At 61.2% G+C, this 18,618-nt stretch carries 15 protein-coding genes; all 15 read right to left on the bottom strand.

Going from position 1 to position 18,618, the window contains the following annotated elements:
• Nucleotides 1–57: 57 nt before the first annotated feature.
• Entirely contained in the window at nt 58–1,218 is a 1,161-nt protein-coding gene (gene lpxB / locus CAK95_RS23020) for a lipid-A-disaccharide synthase (protein ID WP_086090041.1), read from the bottom strand.
• The gene (locus tag CAK95_RS23015; protein WP_086090040.1) at nt 1,215–2,084 is read right to left on the bottom strand and encodes an LpxI family protein; all 870 of its coding nucleotides are present in this window, start codon (nt 2,082–2,084) and stop codon (nt 1,215–1,217) included. The genes lpxB and CAK95_RS23015 overlap by 4 nt, the downstream gene beginning before the upstream one ends.
• A complete protein-coding gene (gene lpxA, locus CAK95_RS23010) occupies nt 2,081–2,923 on the bottom strand; it encodes an acyl-ACP--UDP-N-acetylglucosamine O-acyltransferase (RefSeq protein ID WP_245303497.1) in 843 nt (280 codons plus the stop codon). The genes CAK95_RS23015 and lpxA overlap by 4 nt, the downstream gene beginning before the upstream one ends.
• Complete coding sequence (fabZ, locus tag CAK95_RS23005; protein WP_086090038.1) at nt 2,916–3,377, bottom strand: 3-hydroxyacyl-ACP dehydratase FabZ; 462 nt, start codon at nt 3,375–3,377, stop codon at nt 2,916–2,918. The genes lpxA and fabZ overlap by 8 nt, the downstream gene beginning before the upstream one ends.
• Nucleotides 3,378–3,382: 5 nt before the next feature.
• Nucleotides 3,383–4,450 carry a UDP-3-O-(3-hydroxymyristoyl)glucosamine N-acyltransferase gene (lpxD, locus tag CAK95_RS23000; RefSeq protein WP_086090037.1) on the bottom strand — a complete coding sequence of 356 codons (1,068 nt, stop codon included), beginning with the start codon at nt 4,448–4,450 and terminating at the stop codon, nt 3,383–3,385.
• 46 nt (nt 4,451–4,496) lie between these two features.
• The gene (gene bamA / locus CAK95_RS22995) at nt 4,497–6,884 is read right to left on the bottom strand and encodes an outer membrane protein assembly factor BamA (RefSeq protein WP_245303496.1); all 2,388 of its coding nucleotides are present in this window, start codon (nt 6,882–6,884) and stop codon (nt 4,497–4,499) included.
• A 175-nt stretch (nt 6,885–7,059) separates the two neighbouring features.
• Nucleotides 7,060–8,205 (bottom strand): RIP metalloprotease RseP, encoded by a 1,146-nt coding sequence (gene rseP, locus CAK95_RS22990; protein ID WP_086090035.1) that lies wholly within the window; start codon nt 8,203–8,205, stop codon nt 7,060–7,062.
• A 27-nt stretch (nt 8,206–8,232) separates the two neighbouring features.
• Nucleotides 8,233–9,453 (bottom strand): 1-deoxy-D-xylulose-5-phosphate reductoisomerase, encoded by a 1,221-nt coding sequence (gene dxr, locus CAK95_RS22985; protein ID WP_086090034.1) that lies wholly within the window; start codon nt 9,451–9,453, stop codon nt 8,233–8,235.
• Between the two features lie 6 nt (nt 9,454–9,459).
• Nucleotides 9,460–10,320, bottom strand: a complete 861-nt coding sequence (locus tag CAK95_RS22980) for a phosphatidate cytidylyltransferase (RefSeq protein ID WP_157699710.1) — start codon at nt 10,318–10,320, stop codon at nt 9,460–9,462.
• A gap of 2 nt (nt 10,321–10,322) precedes the next feature.
• Nucleotides 10,323–11,075: an isoprenyl transferase gene (locus CAK95_RS22975; protein WP_086090032.1), complete on the bottom strand. Its 753-nt coding sequence runs from the start codon at nt 11,073–11,075 to the stop codon at nt 10,323–10,325.
• Between the two features lie 35 nt (nt 11,076–11,110).
• Complete coding sequence (frr, locus tag CAK95_RS22970) at nt 11,111–11,674, bottom strand: ribosome recycling factor (RefSeq protein ID WP_086090031.1); 564 nt, start codon at nt 11,672–11,674, stop codon at nt 11,111–11,113.
• A 77-nt stretch (nt 11,675–11,751) separates the two neighbouring features.
• A complete protein-coding gene (pyrH, locus tag CAK95_RS22965; RefSeq protein WP_086091600.1) occupies nt 11,752–12,468 on the bottom strand; it encodes a UMP kinase in 717 nt (238 codons plus the stop codon).
• 30 nt (nt 12,469–12,498) lie between these two features.
• The gene (gene tsf / locus CAK95_RS22960) at nt 12,499–13,422 is read right to left on the bottom strand and encodes a translation elongation factor Ts (protein WP_086090030.1); all 924 of its coding nucleotides are present in this window, start codon (nt 13,420–13,422) and stop codon (nt 12,499–12,501) included.
• A gap of 58 nt (nt 13,423–13,480) precedes the next feature.
• Nucleotides 13,481–14,479, bottom strand: a complete 999-nt coding sequence (locus tag CAK95_RS22955; protein ID WP_086090029.1) for a 30S ribosomal protein S2 — start codon at nt 14,477–14,479, stop codon at nt 13,481–13,483.
• A gap of 174 nt (nt 14,480–14,653) precedes the next feature.
• Nucleotides 14,654–18,085, bottom strand: a complete 3,432-nt coding sequence (gene dnaE / locus CAK95_RS22950) for a DNA polymerase III subunit alpha (RefSeq protein WP_086090028.1) — start codon at nt 18,083–18,085, stop codon at nt 14,654–14,656.
• Between the last annotated feature and the right edge of the window lie 533 nt (nt 18,086–18,618).

The following is an 18,618-nucleotide window of genomic DNA, read 5'->3' as shown; positions in this document are numbered from 1 at the left end:
AAGGGGAAGCCGCAAATGAGGCAGTTCAGGGGCTGATACCAGCCTTCGAGACATTTGTCAGGCCGGAAGCCTGGATTTGCTCGCAACTTGCTCCACGATATCGGCTGCCCGGCGTGCCGGCTGGGCCGTGCCTATTTCCATCAGCCCATCGAGGCGGGCCAAGGCGATCAGTTGCTTTTGCCGTTCGGGGGAATTGCGCAGGAGCGGTGCGAGCGCCGCCGACAGCTTCTCCGGGGTGCAGTCGGTCTGTATGAATTCAGGGACTGCATTCTCGCCCAGCACCAGATTGGTCAGGATCACGGACGGCACGCGGATCAGCCGCCGCGCGATCACGGCCTCAAGACTGGACACCTTGTAGGCCGTGATCATGGGGACGCCCGATATACCAAGCTCCAGCGTCACCGTGCCGGATTTGGCCAGGGCGGCACGCGCCCGGCGGAACGCCGCCCGGCGATCCTCGCGTTTGACGACGATCCTTGGCCGCAAGGGCCAGTGGGCGGTTTCCCGCACGACGGTGTCCTGGAGATGGGGCGTGGTCGGAATGACGATATCCAGCGGCCATACGGTCTTGGCAAGCCGCTCCACGGCGCGTCCGAACGGTTCGATCAGGCGCTTGATCTCGTTCTTGCGGCTGCCCGGAAGAACCAGCAGCAACGGCGTTCCGGTATTCCGCTGCTCCGCCTCGGCCGCGTTGGGGCGCAGTTCGTCAATTTGTTCAACCAGCGGATGGCCAACATAGGTGCAAGGCGGACCACCCAGTTCCTTGTGCACCTTGGGTTCGAACGGCAGCAGCGCCAGCACATGATCGACATAACGGCGCATGGCGCGTGCCCGGCCCGGCCGCCACGCCCAGACCGAGGGCGAGACATAATTGACGATCGGAATGGCGGGGTTGGCCTTTCTGACACGGCGGGCGACGCGATGGGTGAAGTCCGGCGAGTCGATGATGACCAAGACGTCGGGGCGCTCCTGCAGCGCCGCACGGACCGTCTCGCGAATGCGGCTGAGGATCATCGGCAGCGCCTGGGCGATGCCAGAGATGCCGACAATGGCGAGATCGTCGATGCGAAAGAGCGACGGCAACCCTTCGGCAGCCATCTCGTAGCCGCCAACGCCGCGGAATTCGACCGACGCGCCAAGCTTTGCTTTCAGGGCCCGTATCAATGCGGCGCCAAGCCTGTCGCCGGATTCCTCCGTCGCAACCAGAAAGACCTTCATGCGGTTTCGCCAAACCCGGCCACGAACACCTTCGCCCGGTCGGCTTTCTGAACCACAATTTGCGGTTCGGCAACGATGGTGCCGCCTGCGATCACGGCGAGGCCCGCGAGCCCAGCCTCAGCCACTTCCTCGATCGTGCGCGGACCAATGGACGGCAGGTCGAACCGGCGATCTTGTCCGGGCTTGGGCGCCTTGACGAGGACGCCGGTGCCAAGCGGCGCACGGAAGCGTTTGCTCCGCCGAAGCTCTGCCACGCGGGCCAGCATCTGATCGGTACCTTCTGCAGCTTCTACCGCGATGACGTGCCGATTGGCGACGACAACGCCTTGGCCGATGTCCAAGGGCCCCATCGCCCGCAGAACTTCGAAACCATGGCGGATGTCGGTTAAATCATTCTCGGAAGGGCCGAATTGCCCGAGCGCGCCTTCCTGCACCAGAATTTCAGGCGCGACTTCGTGTGCGCCGAGCAGGCGGAAGCCATAGTCCTCCAGCATGCGGGCCATGCCGCTGAGGAGATGATCGTCGCCGCCGTAGAAATGGCGGACCGCACGGGGCAATACGCGCAATGTCGCAAGATCGAAATTGATCAGTTGCCGCAAACTCGGCCGCACGAGCGTGCCGATGAAAATGACATCGCGGCAGCCTTCGCGGCGTGCCAGCCGCAGGAAGCGGCCAAGCTGCACGACATGTGCCCAGTGATGCCGATAATTCTTGACGCGTTCGGGGTCAGCCCAGCCGGTCAAGGCGAACAGAACGACCTGACGGTTGTTTCGCAGCAAGGCGTCCGCAACCGTGAACGGAAAGGTGCCGCCGCCGCAGATGATGGCGACCGGGCCCTCGCCTGCCGCCAGATCCGTCGTCGTCATGACTCTGTTGCCGGACTTCCTTCTCCGGCCAGTCCGGTCTTGCTCGCTTTCATCAGGGGACGCGAGCCGCCGGCCCGGATGAAGGCAATGACTTTCGCAACAACCGGATCATCGGCAAAGCTGCGCTCGACCGCATCGACCCGCTCCTTGAAATGGCCGCGGACAAGAAACAGCGCACGATAGGCTTGACGAAGTCCATGGATATCGGCGCGTGAATAACCGCGACGGCGCATGCCGATGACATTAAGGCCGTCGAGTTCACCGCGCTGACCGATGGCAAAGCCGAATGGAATGACGTCGGCGCCAAGACCCGTCACGCCGGCGATCATCGCGCTTTCGCCGATGCGGACGAACTGATGCGCAGCCGAATGTCCGCCCATGAAGACATGATCCTCAACGACGACATGACCGCCGAGCACCGCGTTGTTGGCCATCGTGACGTTGTTGCCGACCTTGCAGTCGTGGCCGACATGCGAGCCGACCATGAACATGCATTTGCTGCCGACTGCGGTGAGACCTCCGTCATCCTCCGTACCGGTATTCATGGTGACGTGTTCGCGGATCTCGCAATCCGCACCGATCGTCAATCGCGTCGGGCCGCCACGATACTTGACCGATTGCGGCGGCGTACCGAGTGAGGCGAAAGGATAAATCACCGTGCGATCGCCCACCGTCGTATGGCCTGTCAAAGAGACATGGCTGATGAGCCGGCAGTAATCGCCCAGCACGACATGGGGACCGACAACGCAATACGGACCGATCGCAACGCCCTTGCCGATGATCGCGCCGGAAGCAATGCGCGCAGTCGGATCGATAGACGGCTCAGGCATTTCAGGCATTGACAATCATCGCTCCGACTTCGGCCTCGGCGACCAATATGCCGTTGACCTTGGCCTCGCCGCGATACCACCACATCATCTTCTTCCGCGCGATTTTGGTGACGTGATACTCGATCGTGTCACCAGGCTGCACTTGCTTGCGGAACTTGGCCTTGTCGATGGTCAGAAAGAAGACACTTTTCGTTTCACCACCTGTCGCACCCGAGCAGATGCACAAGGTGCCTGCGGTCTGGGCCATGCCTTCAATCATCAGCACGCCGGGGAAAACCGGGTTCTCCGGAAAATGCCCCATGAATTGCGGCTCGTTGGCGGTTACGTTTTTGATGCCGATGGCGAATTCATCCGCCCGCATGTCGACGACACGGTCGATCATCAGGAACGGATAACGGTGCGGCAACGCTTTCAGGATTTTCGCAATATCCGCCGTTTCCAGTCTGGTCGGCATGTCGTTCATGGGATTTAGCCCTCGGTCCCAGCTTTGTTCTTTTCACCGCTATAGTTCTTTGCGGCGCGCTCAAGCCAGGCAACCTCGCGCATCCAGAGCTTGGCCGGCTTGGCCGGAAGACCTGCGTAGCGTCCTCCGGGCGGAATATCGTTATTCACCCCGCTCATACCCGCCACCTGCGCGCCCTCTCCGATGGTGACGTGATTGTTGATGGTCACGCGGCCGCCGAGCGCCACAAAATCTTCGAGCGTCACACTGCCGGCGATCGCGCAATGAGCGACAATGATGCAATGCCGGCCAATCAAGACATTGTGGCCAATCTGGACAAGATTGTCGATTTTGGTCCCCTCGCCGATCACCGTGTCGCGGATGGCGCCACGGTCAATTGCAGTGTTGGCGCCAATCTCGACGTCGTCCTGGATAATAACCCGTCCGACCTGCGGGACCTTGGTGTGGCCGCGCGGGCTCATGACAAAGCCAAAACCGTCCTGACCGATCCGGCAGCCCGGATGCAGGATCACGCGGTCGCCGATCAAGGCATGCATGATCGAACTGTGTGGCCCGACATTGCAATTGCGACCGATGCGGACTTCGGCCCCGATCACAGCGCCGGCCCCGATCAACGTGCCGGAGCCGATTTCGGCCCGCGGACCGACGACGGCGCCGGGCTCAATGGTGACATCGTCCTCGATGCGGGCCTTGGGATGAACCGATGCGCCGTGGGTGATGCCCTCGGCTTCGAACAGCGACGATGGACGCAGCGCATCGGCAAACAATTTGCGCGTGACCGCGACGAAGCCGCGATAGGGATCGCGCGTGATCAGCAGAAGAAGACCGGCGGGAGCATCTTTCACATAGCGTTCGGCAATCAGACAGGTGCCGGCTCTGGTTGAGGCGAGGCCGCTGGAATAGCGCAGGTTTTCAAGAAAGGTCAGATCATGCGGACCGGCCCGATCAATCGGCGCAACATTGTTGATGCGCAGATCGGCCCGCGACGGGTCGGATAGCGTCGCACCGGTCAATGCAGCGATCTCGCCAACGGAGAGATCGCCATCTCGCTTGAAAAATACCGGATCGGTCATCCCGCCGACACTGCGGTGAACAACTTGGTGAAATCGGCAGCGCGGATCAGAACCGTGTCCCGCCGCCGAAGCGGAATTCCTGAACGATGTCGTAGCTCTGCTTGGTCAGCGGGATCGCATAGTCGAACCGTAGCGGACCGAACGGTGAATCCCACACCAGACCCGCGCCGACCGACGAACGGACCGCATTGGTATCTGAGAATGTCATGGTTTCGCCAGGGACGGCGGTCGGTCCCTTGTAATTCCAGACCGAACCGGCATCGGCGAAGATCGCTGCACGAATGCCGACATCCTTCGGAACGAAATAGAGCGGGATCTGCAGCTCAAGGCTTGCCGCCCAGTAATTGGTGCCGCCGAGTGCGTCGTGCGTCGTCCAATCCGTCAGATCGCGCGGACCGAAACCGTTCTGGCGGAAGCCGCGAACGAGGTTCGGACCGCCCTGGAACATGTCGATAAAGCGCAGATCCTTACCGCCCCAGCCTGTGATATTGCCGGCCTGCAAGCGCAGCAGGGCGATATAGTCAGGCACAACCTCGTGGTAGAAGCGGACGTCGCCCGTGCTGCGGATGAAGTTGACGTCACCGCCGAGACCGGCCAGCTCCTGCTTCAACTCGGCGCGGATGCCCTGAGTGGGGTTACGGTTGTTGTCGAGCGTGTTGTAGATCAGGCTGTAGCCGGCGAGCGATGTCAGCACGGCGCCTTGATCGAGGCTCAGACGAACCGGAAGCGACGGCACGATGTTAATGTCATTACAATCTTTTGGCTTGGCGCTTGGAATCCACGGCACGGTCGCGAAGCAGTTCGAGTAGCCGTCCTGCAACGACAGTTCCTGCTGGTAGAGCGAATAGCGGAGCTGCAGGGTCAAATCCTCGCGCAGCTCGAAGCCGAGGCGCACGGCGCCACCGATGGTCTGCGTGTCGTATGACGTATATTCCTGACCGTTGGTCTCCTTGGCAAAGAAGTCGAGACCGAGAGCCAAGCGGTAATCGAGGAAATAGGGCTCGACGAAAGACAATTCGAAGCCCCGTGCGCGCTGGCCATACTGAACCGACGCGCGAGCAGCCTGGCCGCGGCCGAGCAGATTGCGCTCGCCGACCGAAACTTCGCCAAGCCATCCGTCCTGGGTCGAATAGCCGCCGGAAATCGAGAATTCGCCGGTCGACATTTCTTCAACTTCGACATTCACCACCACGCGGTCTGGCGACGAGCCCGGCTCGTTGGTGATTTTCACGCTCTTGAAGTAGTTCAGGTTCTTCAGCCGACGTTCGGCGCGGTCGATCAGCGCACGATTGTAAGCGTCGCCCTCGGCGAGATCGAACTCACGGCGGATGACGTAATCACGTGTCCGCGTATTGCCGCGGATCTGGATGCGCTCAATGTAAGCCCGCGGGCCTTCGTCGACCGTGAAAACGAGATTGATCTTGCGCGTTTGGAAATCGCGGTCGCCTCGCGGGCGAACCACGGCAAACGGATAACCGCGCCGCGCCACCTCAACCGACAGCGCTTCGACCGATTTCTCGACAGCTTCGGCGTTATAGGTCGCGCCGGGTTTGGCTTTCAGCTTGTCGGCGACGGTGACAGCATCGACGGCGCGGACATTCGACTGAACATCGACCTGGCCAAATGTGTACTGATCGCCCTCTTCGATCGTGAAGGTGACGATGAAGGCGTCCTGCGTCGGATCGAATTCGCTGATCGCCGACACAATGCGCACATCGGCAAAGCCGTGCTTCAAATAGAAACGACGGAGAAGATCGCGGTCCGCTTCAATCCGGTCCGGATCGTAGACGTCCGAGGTCTTCAAAAAGCTCAGGAAGTTGGACTCTGACGTCTTGATGACGTCCTTCAGCCGGTAATCGCTGTAATAACGGTTACCGATAAAGCGGATCTGTTTGACGCCGGTCTTCTTGCCTTCGGTGATCTCAAAAACCAGATCGACGCGATTGTTGGGGAGCTCGATGATCTTTGGCACCACTCGAACATTATAGCGTCCGTTGCGGCGATAGGTTTCGATGATGCGCTGCGTGTCCGATTGCACGATCGGCCGCGACAGCGTCCCGCGCGGCTTCGATTGGATTTCGGCGGTAAGCTGTTCGTCCTTAGCCTTGATATTTCCTTCGAAGGCGATGCGGTTGATGACCGGGTTTTCCACCACAGTCACGATTAGCCGCCCGCCGGCCTGACGAATCCTGACGTCCTGGAACAGGCCGGTGGCGTAAAGGCCCTTCAGCCCCTCGTCGATCGCAGCGGCACTCGTACCCTTGAAATAGGAACGGACGGTGTCGGCTTCGACACGCCGGTTACCCTCGACGACGACACTCGCAGATTGAGCAAACGCATAACCAGTCGGCACCGCAACAGCGGCGATGCCCGAAACGATTCCCCCAAGGAGAAGAACCGCTAGTCCTGCTCCCCGCAATACCCGGCCAGCCATTCCCACTACCACGCCCTTTATCCTGCCCCTTTGGCGGTCAGAATCGTAAACAAGTGTCTAACACCATTAGCTTTTACAGGCTCAAGCCAAGGGTGCAAACGAAACTATGGTCGTTCGTTAACCGAACCCCCGCACGTTGCCTCATCGCCACACGTTTTTTGCGCGGCAGGCGGTGCTATGAGGCCGTAAGGTGAATGATGTCGTTAAAAGTTGCAAAAATCATCAACATGACGACAAGCGCGAGACCGATCCGGAAGCCCATTTCCTGCGCCCGCTCGGATAGCGGTCGTCCTCTGATCGCCTCGATTGCATAGAACAAAAGGTGCCCGCCATCGAGCAGAGGAACCGGAAACAGATTCAAAAGCCCGATTGAGACGGACAGGATCGCGGCCAGATTCATGATGGCGATAAAGCCGACGGTCGCCACCTGCCCCGAGACTTGAGCGATCCGGATGGGGCCGCCGAGCTGATCGGCGGATTCGCGCCCGACAACGATGCCGCCGATATAAGACAGCGTCCGATCGATAACGAACCAGGTCTCCTCGACGCCCATCCAGAGAGCCCGAGGTGCTGAAACTGTCTCAAGCTGTGAATCGGCGGCCCCCATCGAACGGGTGATGCCGAGCACGCCGATGCGGTGGACATTGCCGAAATTGTCCTTCACCTCGCGCAAGGCCGGGGTCGCCTTGAGATCCATCTGCGCGCCGCCGCGATCGATGGTGACCGAAAGCTGCTGCCCGGCATTGGTGCTGACCACGCGCTGCATCTCGGCGAAGGTCTCGATCGGCCGTCCATTGATGGCCACGACGACGTCGCCGGCCGCAAAACCGGCCTGCGCGGCCGCGCTTTCCGGCTGGATCGCGTCGATCCGGGCCGAGGTCGATGGCCGTCCGTAGAAGGTGAAGATCGCCGCGAAAATCAGGATCGCCAGGATGAAATTGGCAATCGGGCCCGCCGCGACGATCGCCGCCCGCTTTCCAACCGGTTGATGATGGAAGCTTTCCCGCTTCTCGGCGGGGGTCATGGCTGAAATCGAGGACTGGTCCGGTGTGCTGGCGGCATCCTCATCGCCGAAGAATTTGACGTAGCCGCCGAGCGGGATGGCTGAAATCTTCCAGCGCGTGCCGTGCCGATCGTTAAAGCCGACAATTTCCGGCCCGAAGCCCACCGAGAATGTCAGAACGCGGACGCCGCAGAGGCGCGCAACCAGGAAATGCCCCAGTTCGTGGAAGAATACCACAATGGTCAGCACGAACAGGAACGGAAGCAGCGCGCCGGTAAAACCGCCGCCCCACAAGCTGAAATGCTCCAGAAAACCCATTGAATTCTATCCCGTTAGAGCTGGATTCTAACCTTTTGAAACGACCGGCAGCAATGCGCTGGCCATCGATCGTGCGGTTTTGTCGATGGCAAGAGCCTCCTCGACGCTTGCCGGCTCGTTGACCATGCCGGTCCGAGCAGCCTCATTCAGTGTCGCTTCTACGAGCGCCGGAATGGCGGCAAATCCGAGGCGGCGATCGAGGAATTCGGCCACGGCCACCTCATTGGCGGCATTGAGGATAGTGGGCGCGGCTCCGCCCGCCTCAATCACCTCGCGTGCGAGGCGCAGGGCCGGAAAGCGAACAAGATCGGGCGCCTCGAAGGTCAGGCTGGACATCTCCTCGAGCGTCAGGCGGCGTGCCGGCTCATCGATCCGGTCGGGCCAGCCGAGGCAATGCGAGATCGGAATCCGCATGTCAGGCGCCCCGAGCTGGGCGATGAACGAGCCATCGCGGAATTCGACGATGCCATGAACGATAGATTGCGGATGGACATAGGCATCGATGCTGGCGGCCGGCATCTGGAACAGGTGATGGGCCTCAATCAGTTCCAGGCCCTTGTTCATGAGCGTGGCGGAATCGATCGTGACCTTGGCGCCCATCGACCAGTTCGGGTGCTTCAAGGCCTGTTCGGGTGAAGCCGCGTTGATGGCATCGGCGGTCCAGGTTCGGAAAGGTCCGCCGGAGGCCGTCAGGATCAGCCGCCGCACGTCGCCGCGTAAGCCGGCCGCCATCGCCTGAAACAGCGCGTTGTGCTCCGAATCTACCGGCAGGATTGTCGTGTTGCGGGCCGCGGCGCGGCGCATGAACAAGCCGCCAGCACAGACAAGGCATTCCTTGTTGGCGATGGCGACGGAGGCGCCCCGCTCAACCGCAGCCATCGTTGGTGCAAGACCGGCGGCGCCACTGATCGAAGCCATGATCCAGTCGGCCGGGCGTGCGGCGGCCTCGATCACGGCACTTTCACCCGCCCCTGCCGAAATTCCAGTGCCGGCCAATGCATCCTTGAGGGCGGAAAGTTTGTCGGGCTCCGCCACGGCGGCGAATTTCGCGTTGAGCGCGATGGCCGCTTTCGCAAGTGCTTCGACGTTGCGTTGAGCGGTGATCGCTTCAACCTTGTATCGATCAGGCTGACGCAGCAACAAATCGATCGTGCTTGTGCCGATCGAGCCGGTCGCGCCGAGAATGCTGACGCTGCGGGGCGCTGGCGCCTTTGCCTTGCGTTGCTTGAGTGATGCTGTGGTGGTCAATATGATCTACCAGATAAGAAGCGCGTTTGCCGGCGTTTCAAGGCCGCCGCGAACGACACCGAGAAGCGCCGCGACAGTTGCGGCAAAAATGAAACCATCCAGCCGATCCATGACACCGCCATGGCCGGGTATCAGTCCACTGGCATCCTTGGCATCAACGCGGCGCTTTAGCCAGGATTCGAACAGATCGCCCGCCTGCGACACGATCGACAGGGCCAGTGCGATCAGCCCGATCGACACGACGTTTTTGATGCCGAAAAGCTGGCAGATCGCGATGGCGGCCGCGATGCCGACTATCGTGCCGCCGATTGCGCCGGACCATGTTTTCTTGGGGCTGATCGCTGCGGCGAGCTTTGGTCCGCCAAATGTCCGGCCGGAGAAATAACCACCAATATCGGTTCCCCAGACAACGGCGAAGAGCATCAGGATGGCCGCAAAGCCAAAGGCTTCATCCGCGCGCAGGATCACGGGGGCAACCAGCAGTGCGCTGGCGTAGACGATACCGCCGGCGACCAGCGGCGATTGACGGCCTGCGGTAACAACGGCAGCGAGTACACCCAGTGCGATCACCATGATTGCAATGGCAGCGTGGCCCGTCTCGATCAGGATCGCCTGCAAGATCAGCGCGCAGGCGCCGGTTGCCAGCACGACGTGACGGCCAGCGGGGTCGACGAGGCCGACCCACTCCCACCAGACGGCAATAGCAGCGACCAGCCAGAAAATGCTGAAAGGCCAACTGCCAAGATAGGCCGCGCCGACCGCAAGCGGCGCAAGGATCGCCGCCGACGCGATGCGCAGCCACAGATTGCGCGCCGAGGGCGTGCTCGTTGTCTCCGACACGGGCATGGCGGGATCGTGGCTCGGCATGATCATGACCCTGCCGCAGCCAAACCGCCAAACCGGCGTTCGCGCCGTGAATATTCGGAGATTGCCTGTTCAAAAGCCGCGCGATCGAAATCGGGCCAGAAGGTCGGAACGAAAACGAGCTCGCTGTAAGCGGACTGCCAGAGCAAGAAATTCGACAGCCGCTGTTCGCCGCTGGTGCGGATGATCAGATCGGGATCTGGAAGATCGGGTGCATCCATAAAATTGGACAGACGCTCCGCGGTGATGTCCGTAGCCGCGAGACGGCCTGCCACGACTTCATCGGCAAGACGCCGTGCGGCGCGCGCGATTTCCTGACGTGCACCGTAGTTGAATGCGACGACAAGGGTGAGCCCGTCGTTGTCGCGTGTCTTCTCCTCGGCTTCATTGAGAAGACTACTGACATCGCCTTCGAGACCGTTGCGGTCGCCGATGATGCGGACCTTGACGTTGTTGCGATGCAGATCGGCGAGGTCGTGGCGGATGAACAGGCGTAACAGCCCCAAAAGATCGCGTATTTCCGATTGCGGACGCGACCAGTTTTCGGAACTGAATGCGAATATGGTCAGAATGCCGATGCCGAGTTCGCCGGCAATGCGCACGGTGCGCCGCAAGGCCTCAACGCCACGGCGGTGCCCTTCAGCACGCGGCAAGCTGCGCGCCGCTGCCCATCGGCCGTTACCATCCATGATGATAGCGACATGGCGGGGGATTTCGAAACCCGAAGTCCCGTCCAATGAAACCTTTGGCATCGACATCGAAAGGATCCGTTCGCGCCTGAGGCGGACAAATTCTAGACCGTTAAGATTTCTTTTTCCTTATGCGCCAGCATCTGGTCGACTTCCTGGATCATCTGATCGGTTGCCTTCTGGATGTCGGCCGAATAGCGCTCGTGGTCGTCCTTGCTGATCTCGTGGTCCTTTTCGAGCTTCTTGATAACGTCGATGCCGTCGCGCCGTACGTGCCGCACGGCAACCTTCGCCGCTTCCGCGTATTTATGGGCAACCTTGACCAGTTCCTTGCGGCGCTCCTCGTTCAACTCCGGAATGCGCAGCCGGATGACCTGGCCTTCTGTCTGAGGATTAAGGCCGAGATTGGAAGCGGTGATCGCCTTCTCCACCGCATGCACCATCGACCGGTCCCAGACCTGGACGCTGAGAAGACGCGGCTCTGGAACGCTGACGGTGGCGACCTGCGACAGCGGCATATGGGTGCCGTAGGCTTCGACCTGAACCGGCTCGAGGAGATTCGCACTCGCACGGCCGGTCCGCAGACCCGACAATTCGTGCTTCAGGACGCCGAGCGCGCCCTGCATGCGGCGCTTCAGGTCATTGATATCATGCGTCGTTGCTGCCATCTCGCTGCTCTCTTGAATGCGCCGGAATTTCAAAACCGCTTGTTGTCGTTATACCCTCGCCGAATCCGCGAGGCGCATCATTCGGCAACGATGGTCGCGCGGCCCTTTCCGCGCAAGACGGCCTCGATCGCGCCCGGTTCGCGGATCGAAAAGACGATGATAGGCATAGCATTTTCGCGGGCAAGCGCGAACGCTGTGGTATCCATCACCTTCAGGTTGCGCTCCATCGCCTCGCGCGGGCTCAACCGGTCGTACCGGACCGCCGATTTGTCCTGCTTTGGGTCAGCGCTATAGACGCCATCGACGTTGGTCGCCTTGAGGACTGCCTGGCAATCGAGTTCGGCCGCCCGCAGCACCGCCGTCGTGTCAGTGGTGAAATACGGGTTGCCGGTGCCTCCGGCGAGGATGACCACCCTGCCCCCGGCGATCAGGTCGAGCGCTCGTTGCCGGGAGAAATGATCACAGACGGTTGGCAGCGGGACCGCCGACAAGGTGCTGGCGGGAGCGCCGTTGCGGGTGATGGCGGCCTCGAGAACGAGGCTGTTCATCACCGTGGCCAGCATGCCCATCGTGTCGCCGGTCGGGCGCGAGACGCCCCGGCCCGAGACTTCGACACCACGGAAGATGTTGCCGCCACCGACAACGATGCCGAGCTCGACACCCATGCGGTGCGCGGCAACGATGTCAGCAGCGATCGCTTCGACAATCGACTGATCGACGCCGAAGCCGGCCGAACCAGCCAAAGCCTCGCCCGACAGCTTGACGATCACACGTCCATAGACCGCTTCGGTCATGCTGCGATCGTCCTTGTTCACGCGTTCGGTTCAGTTCGTTCCTGCAGCCGCCGCGACTTCCGCCGCGAAATCAGATTCCTGCTTCTCGATACCTTCGCCGAGCGCATAGCGCACGAAGCCAACAACCTTGATTGGACCGCCGGCCTTACTTTCAGCCGCTTTGACGGCCTGAGCAACGGTCTTGTCGGTCTCGTGGATGAACGGCTGATCGAGCAGACAGACTTCCTTGAAGTAGGTCTTCAGCCCGGATTCGACGATTTTCTCGACCACATTGGCCGGCTTGCCCTGCGCCTTGGCTTTGTCGGCGAGCACGGCTTTTTCGCGCTCGATCACATCGGCCGGAACGCCGGCAGGATCGACAGCGATCGGGTTCGCTGCTGCGACATGCATCGCGACAAGACGGCCGAATGCCGACAACTCCTGAACATCGCCCGGTGATTCCAGCGCAACCATCACGCCGATCTTGCCGAGGCCTTCAGATACCGAATTATGCATGTAGGTGCCGATCACGCCCTGCCCGACCGACAGCGCGGCAGTGCGGCGCAGCGACATGTTCTCGCCAATCGTGGCAATGGCATGCGCGATGGCTTCGTCCACCGTCATGGTGCCGACTTTGGCCGCCTTCAGCTTTTCGATATCGCCGCCGGTAGACAGCGCGGCGTCGGCAATCAACTTCACCAAACCCTGGAAATGATCGTTGCGGGCCACGAAATCGGTTTCGGCATTGACCTCGACGATGGCGCCTTTCTGCGGTGCGGTGCTGATCCCAACGAGGCCTTCTGCCGCGACGCGGCCGGCCTTCTTCGCGGCTTTGGCGAGGCCCTTCTTGCGCAGCCAATCGATCGCCGCTTCAACGTCGCCCTTGGTTTCGGTCAACGCCGCTTTGCAATCCATCATGCCCGCGCCGGTCTGCTCGCGCAGGTCCTTCACGAGTGAAGCGGTGATTTCTGCCATGTCAATATTCCGAACGTGCTGTGTGTGGGCGGCGCGGGATTGTCCCGCGCCGTAGAGATTATTCCGCCTCGGCGGTGAAGCTCTTAGCCTTGGCGACCCATTGATCGGCGCGGCCCGGAAGCCCGACGCTTTCACCGAGCTTATGCGCTGCATCATGTGACAGATCTGCGATCTGCCAGTAGTGGAATACGCCGAGATCGTTGAGTTGCTTCTCGATCGCAGGCGATACGCCCGGCAGCTTCTTCAGGTCGTCGGCCACACCGCGCGGCCCAGGCAGCACTTCGTAGCCAGGGCCGTCGGTCTTGGCCGGCAGCTCTTCGATGACAGGCTCGGCGGCAGCGCCGATATCGACGCCGCGTTCGCCTTGCGACCGCGAGATACCATCAATGGCGGCCTTGGCGATCAGGTCGCAATACAGCGAAATCGCGCGGCTGGCATCGTCGTTGCCTGGTACGGCAAAGGTAATACCGTTCGGATCGCAATTGGTATCGACGATCGCGGCGACCGGGATGTTCAGACGCTGCGCTTCCTTGATCGCGATGTCTTCCTTGTTGGTGTCGATCACGAACAACATGTCCGGGATGCCACCCATGTCCTTGATGCCGCCGAGCGAGCGGTCGAGCTTGTCGCGCTCGCGCTGCAGGTCAAGGCGCTCTTTCTTGGTGTAGCCCTGCGCTTCATTCGAGGAGAGCATTTCCTCAAGCTTGCGCAGGCGCTGGATCGATCCGGAGATGGTCTTCCAGTTGGTCAGCGTGCCGCCGAGCCAGCGGGAATTGACGTAATACTGAGCCGACTTCTTGGCGGCTTCGGCGATCCCGTCCTGGGCCTGACGCTTGGTGCCGACGAAGAGAATGCGGCCGCCCTTGGCAACCGTGTCGGACACCGCCTGCAGCGCCTGATGCAGCATCGGCACGGTCTGGGCGAGATCTATGATGTGGATGTTGTTGCGGACGCCAAAGATGTAATTCCCCATCTTCGGATTCCAGCGGTGGGCCTGGTGGCCAAAGTGAACGCCAGCTTCCAAGAGCTGACGCATGCTGTAATCGGGCAGCGCCATAGTAAACTTCTCCGGTTTGTCCTCCGCGGATGCGTGAACGGCAAGCCTAAGTGCCTGCCGCTACCGGACGGCCTCAATGGCCCATTGTCGGGGCCGGAAACCAATATCCGCGTGTGAGATGGGCGGCATATAGCCGCGTTGCGCCAAAAAGGCAAGGAAAGCCTGAGAACCCGCTCAGGCCGCCTCTACCGTGACGACGCCGGGTACCGCCTTGATGGCGCCAGCGATCTGTGGTGAGACCTTGTAGCGGCCCGGCAGCTTGATCTCGACCTCGCCGCCATCGGACAGCATCAGTACGAACCGCACCTCGCCGTCGCCCTTTGGCTCCAGCCGGTTGGTGATGTGGTCGAGCGGTGCCGGATCGCGCAGGAAGATCTGCAGGCTCTTCTGGACCTTCTCGGCAGCCTGATCGAGCCGTTCCACCGACTGGATGCGGGCCCGCACCTCTTCGCCCTGCGCTTCGCCGGTCAGGAACAACAACACCGCACTGCCCGGCTCCAGCAAGTCGCGATATTGCTGCAGCCCTTCCTGGAACAGGATCGCCTCATATTGTCCGGTCGGATCCGACAGGCCGATGATTCCCATTTTGTTGCCGGTCTTGGTGCGGCGTTCCATGCGCGACACGACGGTCGCGGCCGTTCGCCCCGCATTGGCGCCCGCCAGTACAGACTTTGAGAATTCTGACCAGTTCAGCACCTTCATGCGCTTGAGCGCGTTGGCGTAATCGTCGAGCGGGTGTCCCGTCAGGAAGAAACCGATCGCTTCGTATTCGCGCTGCAGCCGTTCAGACGGCATCCACGGTTCGACCGCAGGAATGCGCAGCGTTTCGCGATGCGATGGGCCGCCGAACAATTCGTTCTGACCGACAACCGCTGCATCATGCGTGCGGGTCGCGGTCGACAGCATCGTCTCGACCGCTGCATGCACGCCGGCGCGATTGCTGTCCAGCTTGTCGAAGGCGCCGGCCGCCGCAAGGCTTTCCAAAACGCGCTTGTTCACCGCTCGTGGGTTGAGGCGAGAGGCGAAGTCGGACAGATCGCGGAACGGCTTGTCGCCACGCGATGCGACGATCGATTCCACAGCCTGCTTGCCGACGCCCTTCAGGGCCGCAAGCGAATAGAAAATCGTGCTGCCCTCAACATCGAAATATTCGCGTGAGCGATTGATCGATGGCGGTTCGAGTTTGAGGCCGAGCCGCTCGGCCTCGCCGCGGAATTCCGACAGCTTGTCGGTATTGCCCATATCAAGCGTCATTGAAGCTGCGAGGAACTCAACCGGGTAATTCGCTTTCATATAGGCCGTTTGATACGCGACCAGCGCATAAGCGGCCGCGTGGCTCTTGTTGAAGCCGTATTCGGCAAAGCGTTCGAGCAGGTCGAAGATGGCATCGGCCTGCGACTTTGCGATGTCGCGCGCGACGCAACCGGTGACGAAGCGCTCGCGCTGCGCCTGCATTTCCGAGCGGATCTTCTTGCCCATGGCGCGGCGCAGATTGTCCGCCTCGCCGAGCGTATAGCCGGCCAGAAGCTGGGCGGCCTGCATCACCTGTTCCTGGTAGACGATGACGCCGAAAGTTTCTTTCAGCACCTCCTCGAGCTTGGGATGGATATAATCCGGCTCCTCGTCGCCGTGTTTGCGCGCGCAATAGGTCGGGATATTCGCCATCGGACCCGGCCGGTAGAGCGCCACAAGCGCAATGATGTCCTCGAACCGGTCGGGCTTCATGTCGAGCAGCGCCCGGCGCATGCCCTGACTTTCCAGCTGGAAGATGCCGACCGCCTCCGCCCTGGCCAGCAAGTCATAGGTCTTCTTATCGTCGAGCGCGATCGCCGCCAGATCGAGTTCGACACCGCGCCGCTTCAGCAGATCGACGGCAGTCTTCAGCACCGTCAATGTCTTCAGGCCGAGGAAGTCGAACTTCACGAGACCGGCCGGTTCGACCCATTTCATATTGAACTGCGTAACCGGCATATCCGATTTCGGATCGCGATAAAGCGGCACCAGTTCGGCCAGCGGCCGGTCGCCGATGACGATGCCGGCGGCGTGGGTCGAGGCGTGGCGCGTCAATCCTTCCAGCTTGCGGGCGATGTCGAAGGCGCGACGCACGGTAGGATTGGCGTCGCGTTCGGCCTGCAGTTTTGGCTCGTCATCGATCGCGCGCGCCAGCGTGACCGGATTGGCGGGATTCTGCGGCACCAGCTTGCACAGCTTGTCGACCTGGCCATACGGCATTTCCAGCACACGGCCGACGTCGCGCAGCACGCCGCGCGCCTGCAGCGTACCGAAGGTGATGATCTGCGCGACCTGATCGCGACCGTAACGCTCCTGCACATAGCGGATCACCTCGTCGCGGCGGTCCTGGCAGAAGTCGATATCGAAGTCCGGCATCGAGATGCGTTCCTCGTTGAGGAAACGCTCGAACAGCAGGCCGAACCGCATCGGATCGAGATCGGTGATGGTCAGCGAATACGCAACGAGCGAGCCAGCGCCTGAACCGCGGCCCGGCCCAACCGGAATGTCCTGCGACTTCGCCCATTTGATGAAGTCCGACACGATTAGGAAGTAGCCGGGGAATTTCATCCGCTCGATGACGCCGAGTTCGATGTCGAGCCGGCGGGCGTAATCCTCGCGTGAAAAACCGCGCGCCATCCCGTGCGCGGCGATGCGCCGCTCCAGCCCCTGTTCGGCCTGTTGCCGCAGTTCGGTCGCTTCATCGGCAACGACGGCTTCGGCAGTCGAAAAGCGCGGCAGGATCGGATTCATCTTGCGCGGACGGTACGAGCAACGCTGCGCGATCTCGGCGGTATTGGCGATCGCCTCCGGCAGATCGGAGAACAGCTTCGCCATCTCCTTGCGGCTTTTGAAATAGTGCTCGGGCGTCAGCTTGCGCCGCTCGTTCTCGGCGATGATGCGGCCTTCGGCGATGCAAATCAGCGCGTCATGGGATTCGTAATCGTCGGGTGTCGCAAAGAACGGCTCGTTGGTCGCGACCAGCGGCAGCGATTGTCCATAGGCAATGTCCAGAAGATGGCCTTCGGTCAGACGTTGCTCAGGCAGGCCGTGACGCTGGATTTCGACATAAAGCCGGTTGCCGAACAGCACGCGCAATTGCTCGCTGCGCTGCTGCGCCAGATCGAGACGCCCCGCAACAATCGCCTGGTCGAGAACGCCAAGGCCGCCTCCGGTGAGTGCAATGATGCCGTCGGTTTCCTGGTCCAGCCATGAGACATGGATATGCGGCGCCTCATTCGACGGTGTCTCAAGAAAGGCTCGCGATGACAGGCGCATCAGCCGGCGGTAGCCGTCCTGGCGGGCGGCAAGCAGCACGATGCGCGGCAATGTCTTGTTTTGCAGGGGATTACGGGGATCGCGGGGTTGGTCGCCAAAATCGATCGATAAACAGGTGCCGACAATCGGCTGCACGCCGGACGACGCCATTTTTTCGGAAAACTCCAGCGCCCCGAACATGTTGTCAGTGTCGGTCAGGGCGAGCGCCGGCTGCTTGTCGGCCTTGGCGAGATCGGCCAGTCGCCCGATCTTCAGCGCGCCTTCAAGCAGCGAATAGGAAGAATGCACATGCAGGTGCACAAAGGGTGCATCCGACACCGAGGGCCTCGCGAATCTGTCGGCAAATCTGTTGGTCAGACGCGATGGTGGGGACCGCCCTTGCCGATGTCTACCCCTAAGCCGGCAAGCCTACAATGTGCACCGGTTTTCCCCAGCAACCGCACGCCGCTGGGTTCTGTAACAAGAGAGAAGCAGCCGGGCGCAGGAAACGCATTCACACTTTCCGGCGGCCCGGCCGAAACTGCGTCCCGCGGACGCTACAAACGCACACTCACTGGGACACGATATGGACATCGTGCTAACGCAACCGACGCAACTTACAAACCGCCCAGAACCTGGGCCCAGATGGCGATCATTCCCAGAAACAGCGATAACGAAGCCAAGGCGGCGGCCTCTTCAACAACAGCGCGTAGCATGGCGGACCCCCTTGGTCTTCTCTAGTGGAGAACGTACAGAGAACATAGTTCTGCATTCGTTCTATGTCAAGCGGCGGAACATGGGCACGCGCGGGAGCGATAAAAAGGGTTAAAGCCGTGTGCCAGCAATGCAGCGGCTGCGCTTGCTGCGCTGCA

It is taken from the genome of Pseudorhodoplanes sinuspersici (assembly GCF_002119765.1).
Lineage (GTDB): Bacteria > Pseudomonadota > Alphaproteobacteria > Rhizobiales > Xanthobacteraceae > Pseudorhodoplanes > Pseudorhodoplanes sinuspersici.
Note: the sequence above shows the minus strand (reverse complement) of the source record. Positions and strands in the feature narration are given on the sequence as shown.

Bases quoted from the DNA above. Each gene is read 5' to 3' on its own strand.
- lpxB (WP_086090041.1), bottom strand. From the start codon at position 1,218: ATGAAGGTCTTTCTGGTTGCGACGGAGGAATCCGGCGACAGGCTTGGC.
- tsf (WP_086090030.1), bottom strand. From the start codon at position 13,422: ATGGCAGAAATCACCGCTTCACTCGTGAAGGACCTGCGCGAGCAGACC.
- frr (WP_086090031.1), bottom strand. From the start codon at position 11,674: ATGGCAGCAACGACGCATGATATCAATGACCTGAAGCGCCGCATGCAG.
- lpxD (WP_086090037.1), bottom strand. From the start codon at position 4,450: ATGACCGATCCGGTATTTTTCAAGCGAGATGGCGATCTCTCCGTTGGC.
- CAK95_RS22975 (WP_086090032.1), bottom strand. From the start codon at position 11,075: ATGTCGATGCCAAAGGTTTCATTGGACGGGACTTCGGGTTTCGAAATC.
- CAK95_RS22980 (WP_157699710.1), bottom strand. From the start codon at position 10,320: ATGCCGAGCCACGATCCCGCCATGCCCGTGTCGGAGACAACGAGCACG.
- fabZ (WP_086090038.1), bottom strand. From the start codon at position 3,377: ATGAACGACATGCCGACCAGACTGGAAACGGCGGATATTGCGAAAATC.
- CAK95_RS22955 (WP_086090029.1), bottom strand. From the start codon at position 14,479: ATGGCGCTGCCCGATTACAGCATGCGTCAGCTCTTGGAAGCTGGCGTT.
- bamA (WP_245303496.1), bottom strand. From the start codon at position 6,884: ATGGCTGGCCGGGTATTGCGGGGAGCAGGACTAGCGGTTCTTCTCCTT.
- rseP (WP_086090035.1), bottom strand. From the start codon at position 8,205: ATGGGTTTTCTGGAGCATTTCAGCTTGTGGGGCGGCGGTTTTACCGGC.
- lpxA (WP_245303497.1), bottom strand. From the start codon at position 2,923: ATGCCTGAAATGCCTGAGCCGTCTATCGATCCGACTGCGCGCATTGCT.
- CAK95_RS23015 (WP_086090040.1), bottom strand. From the start codon at position 2,084: ATGACGACGACGGATCTGGCGGCAGGCGAGGGCCCGGTCGCCATCATC.
- pyrH (WP_086091600.1), bottom strand. From the start codon at position 12,468: ATGACCGAAGCGGTCTATGGACGTGTGATCGTCAAGCTGTCGGGCGAG.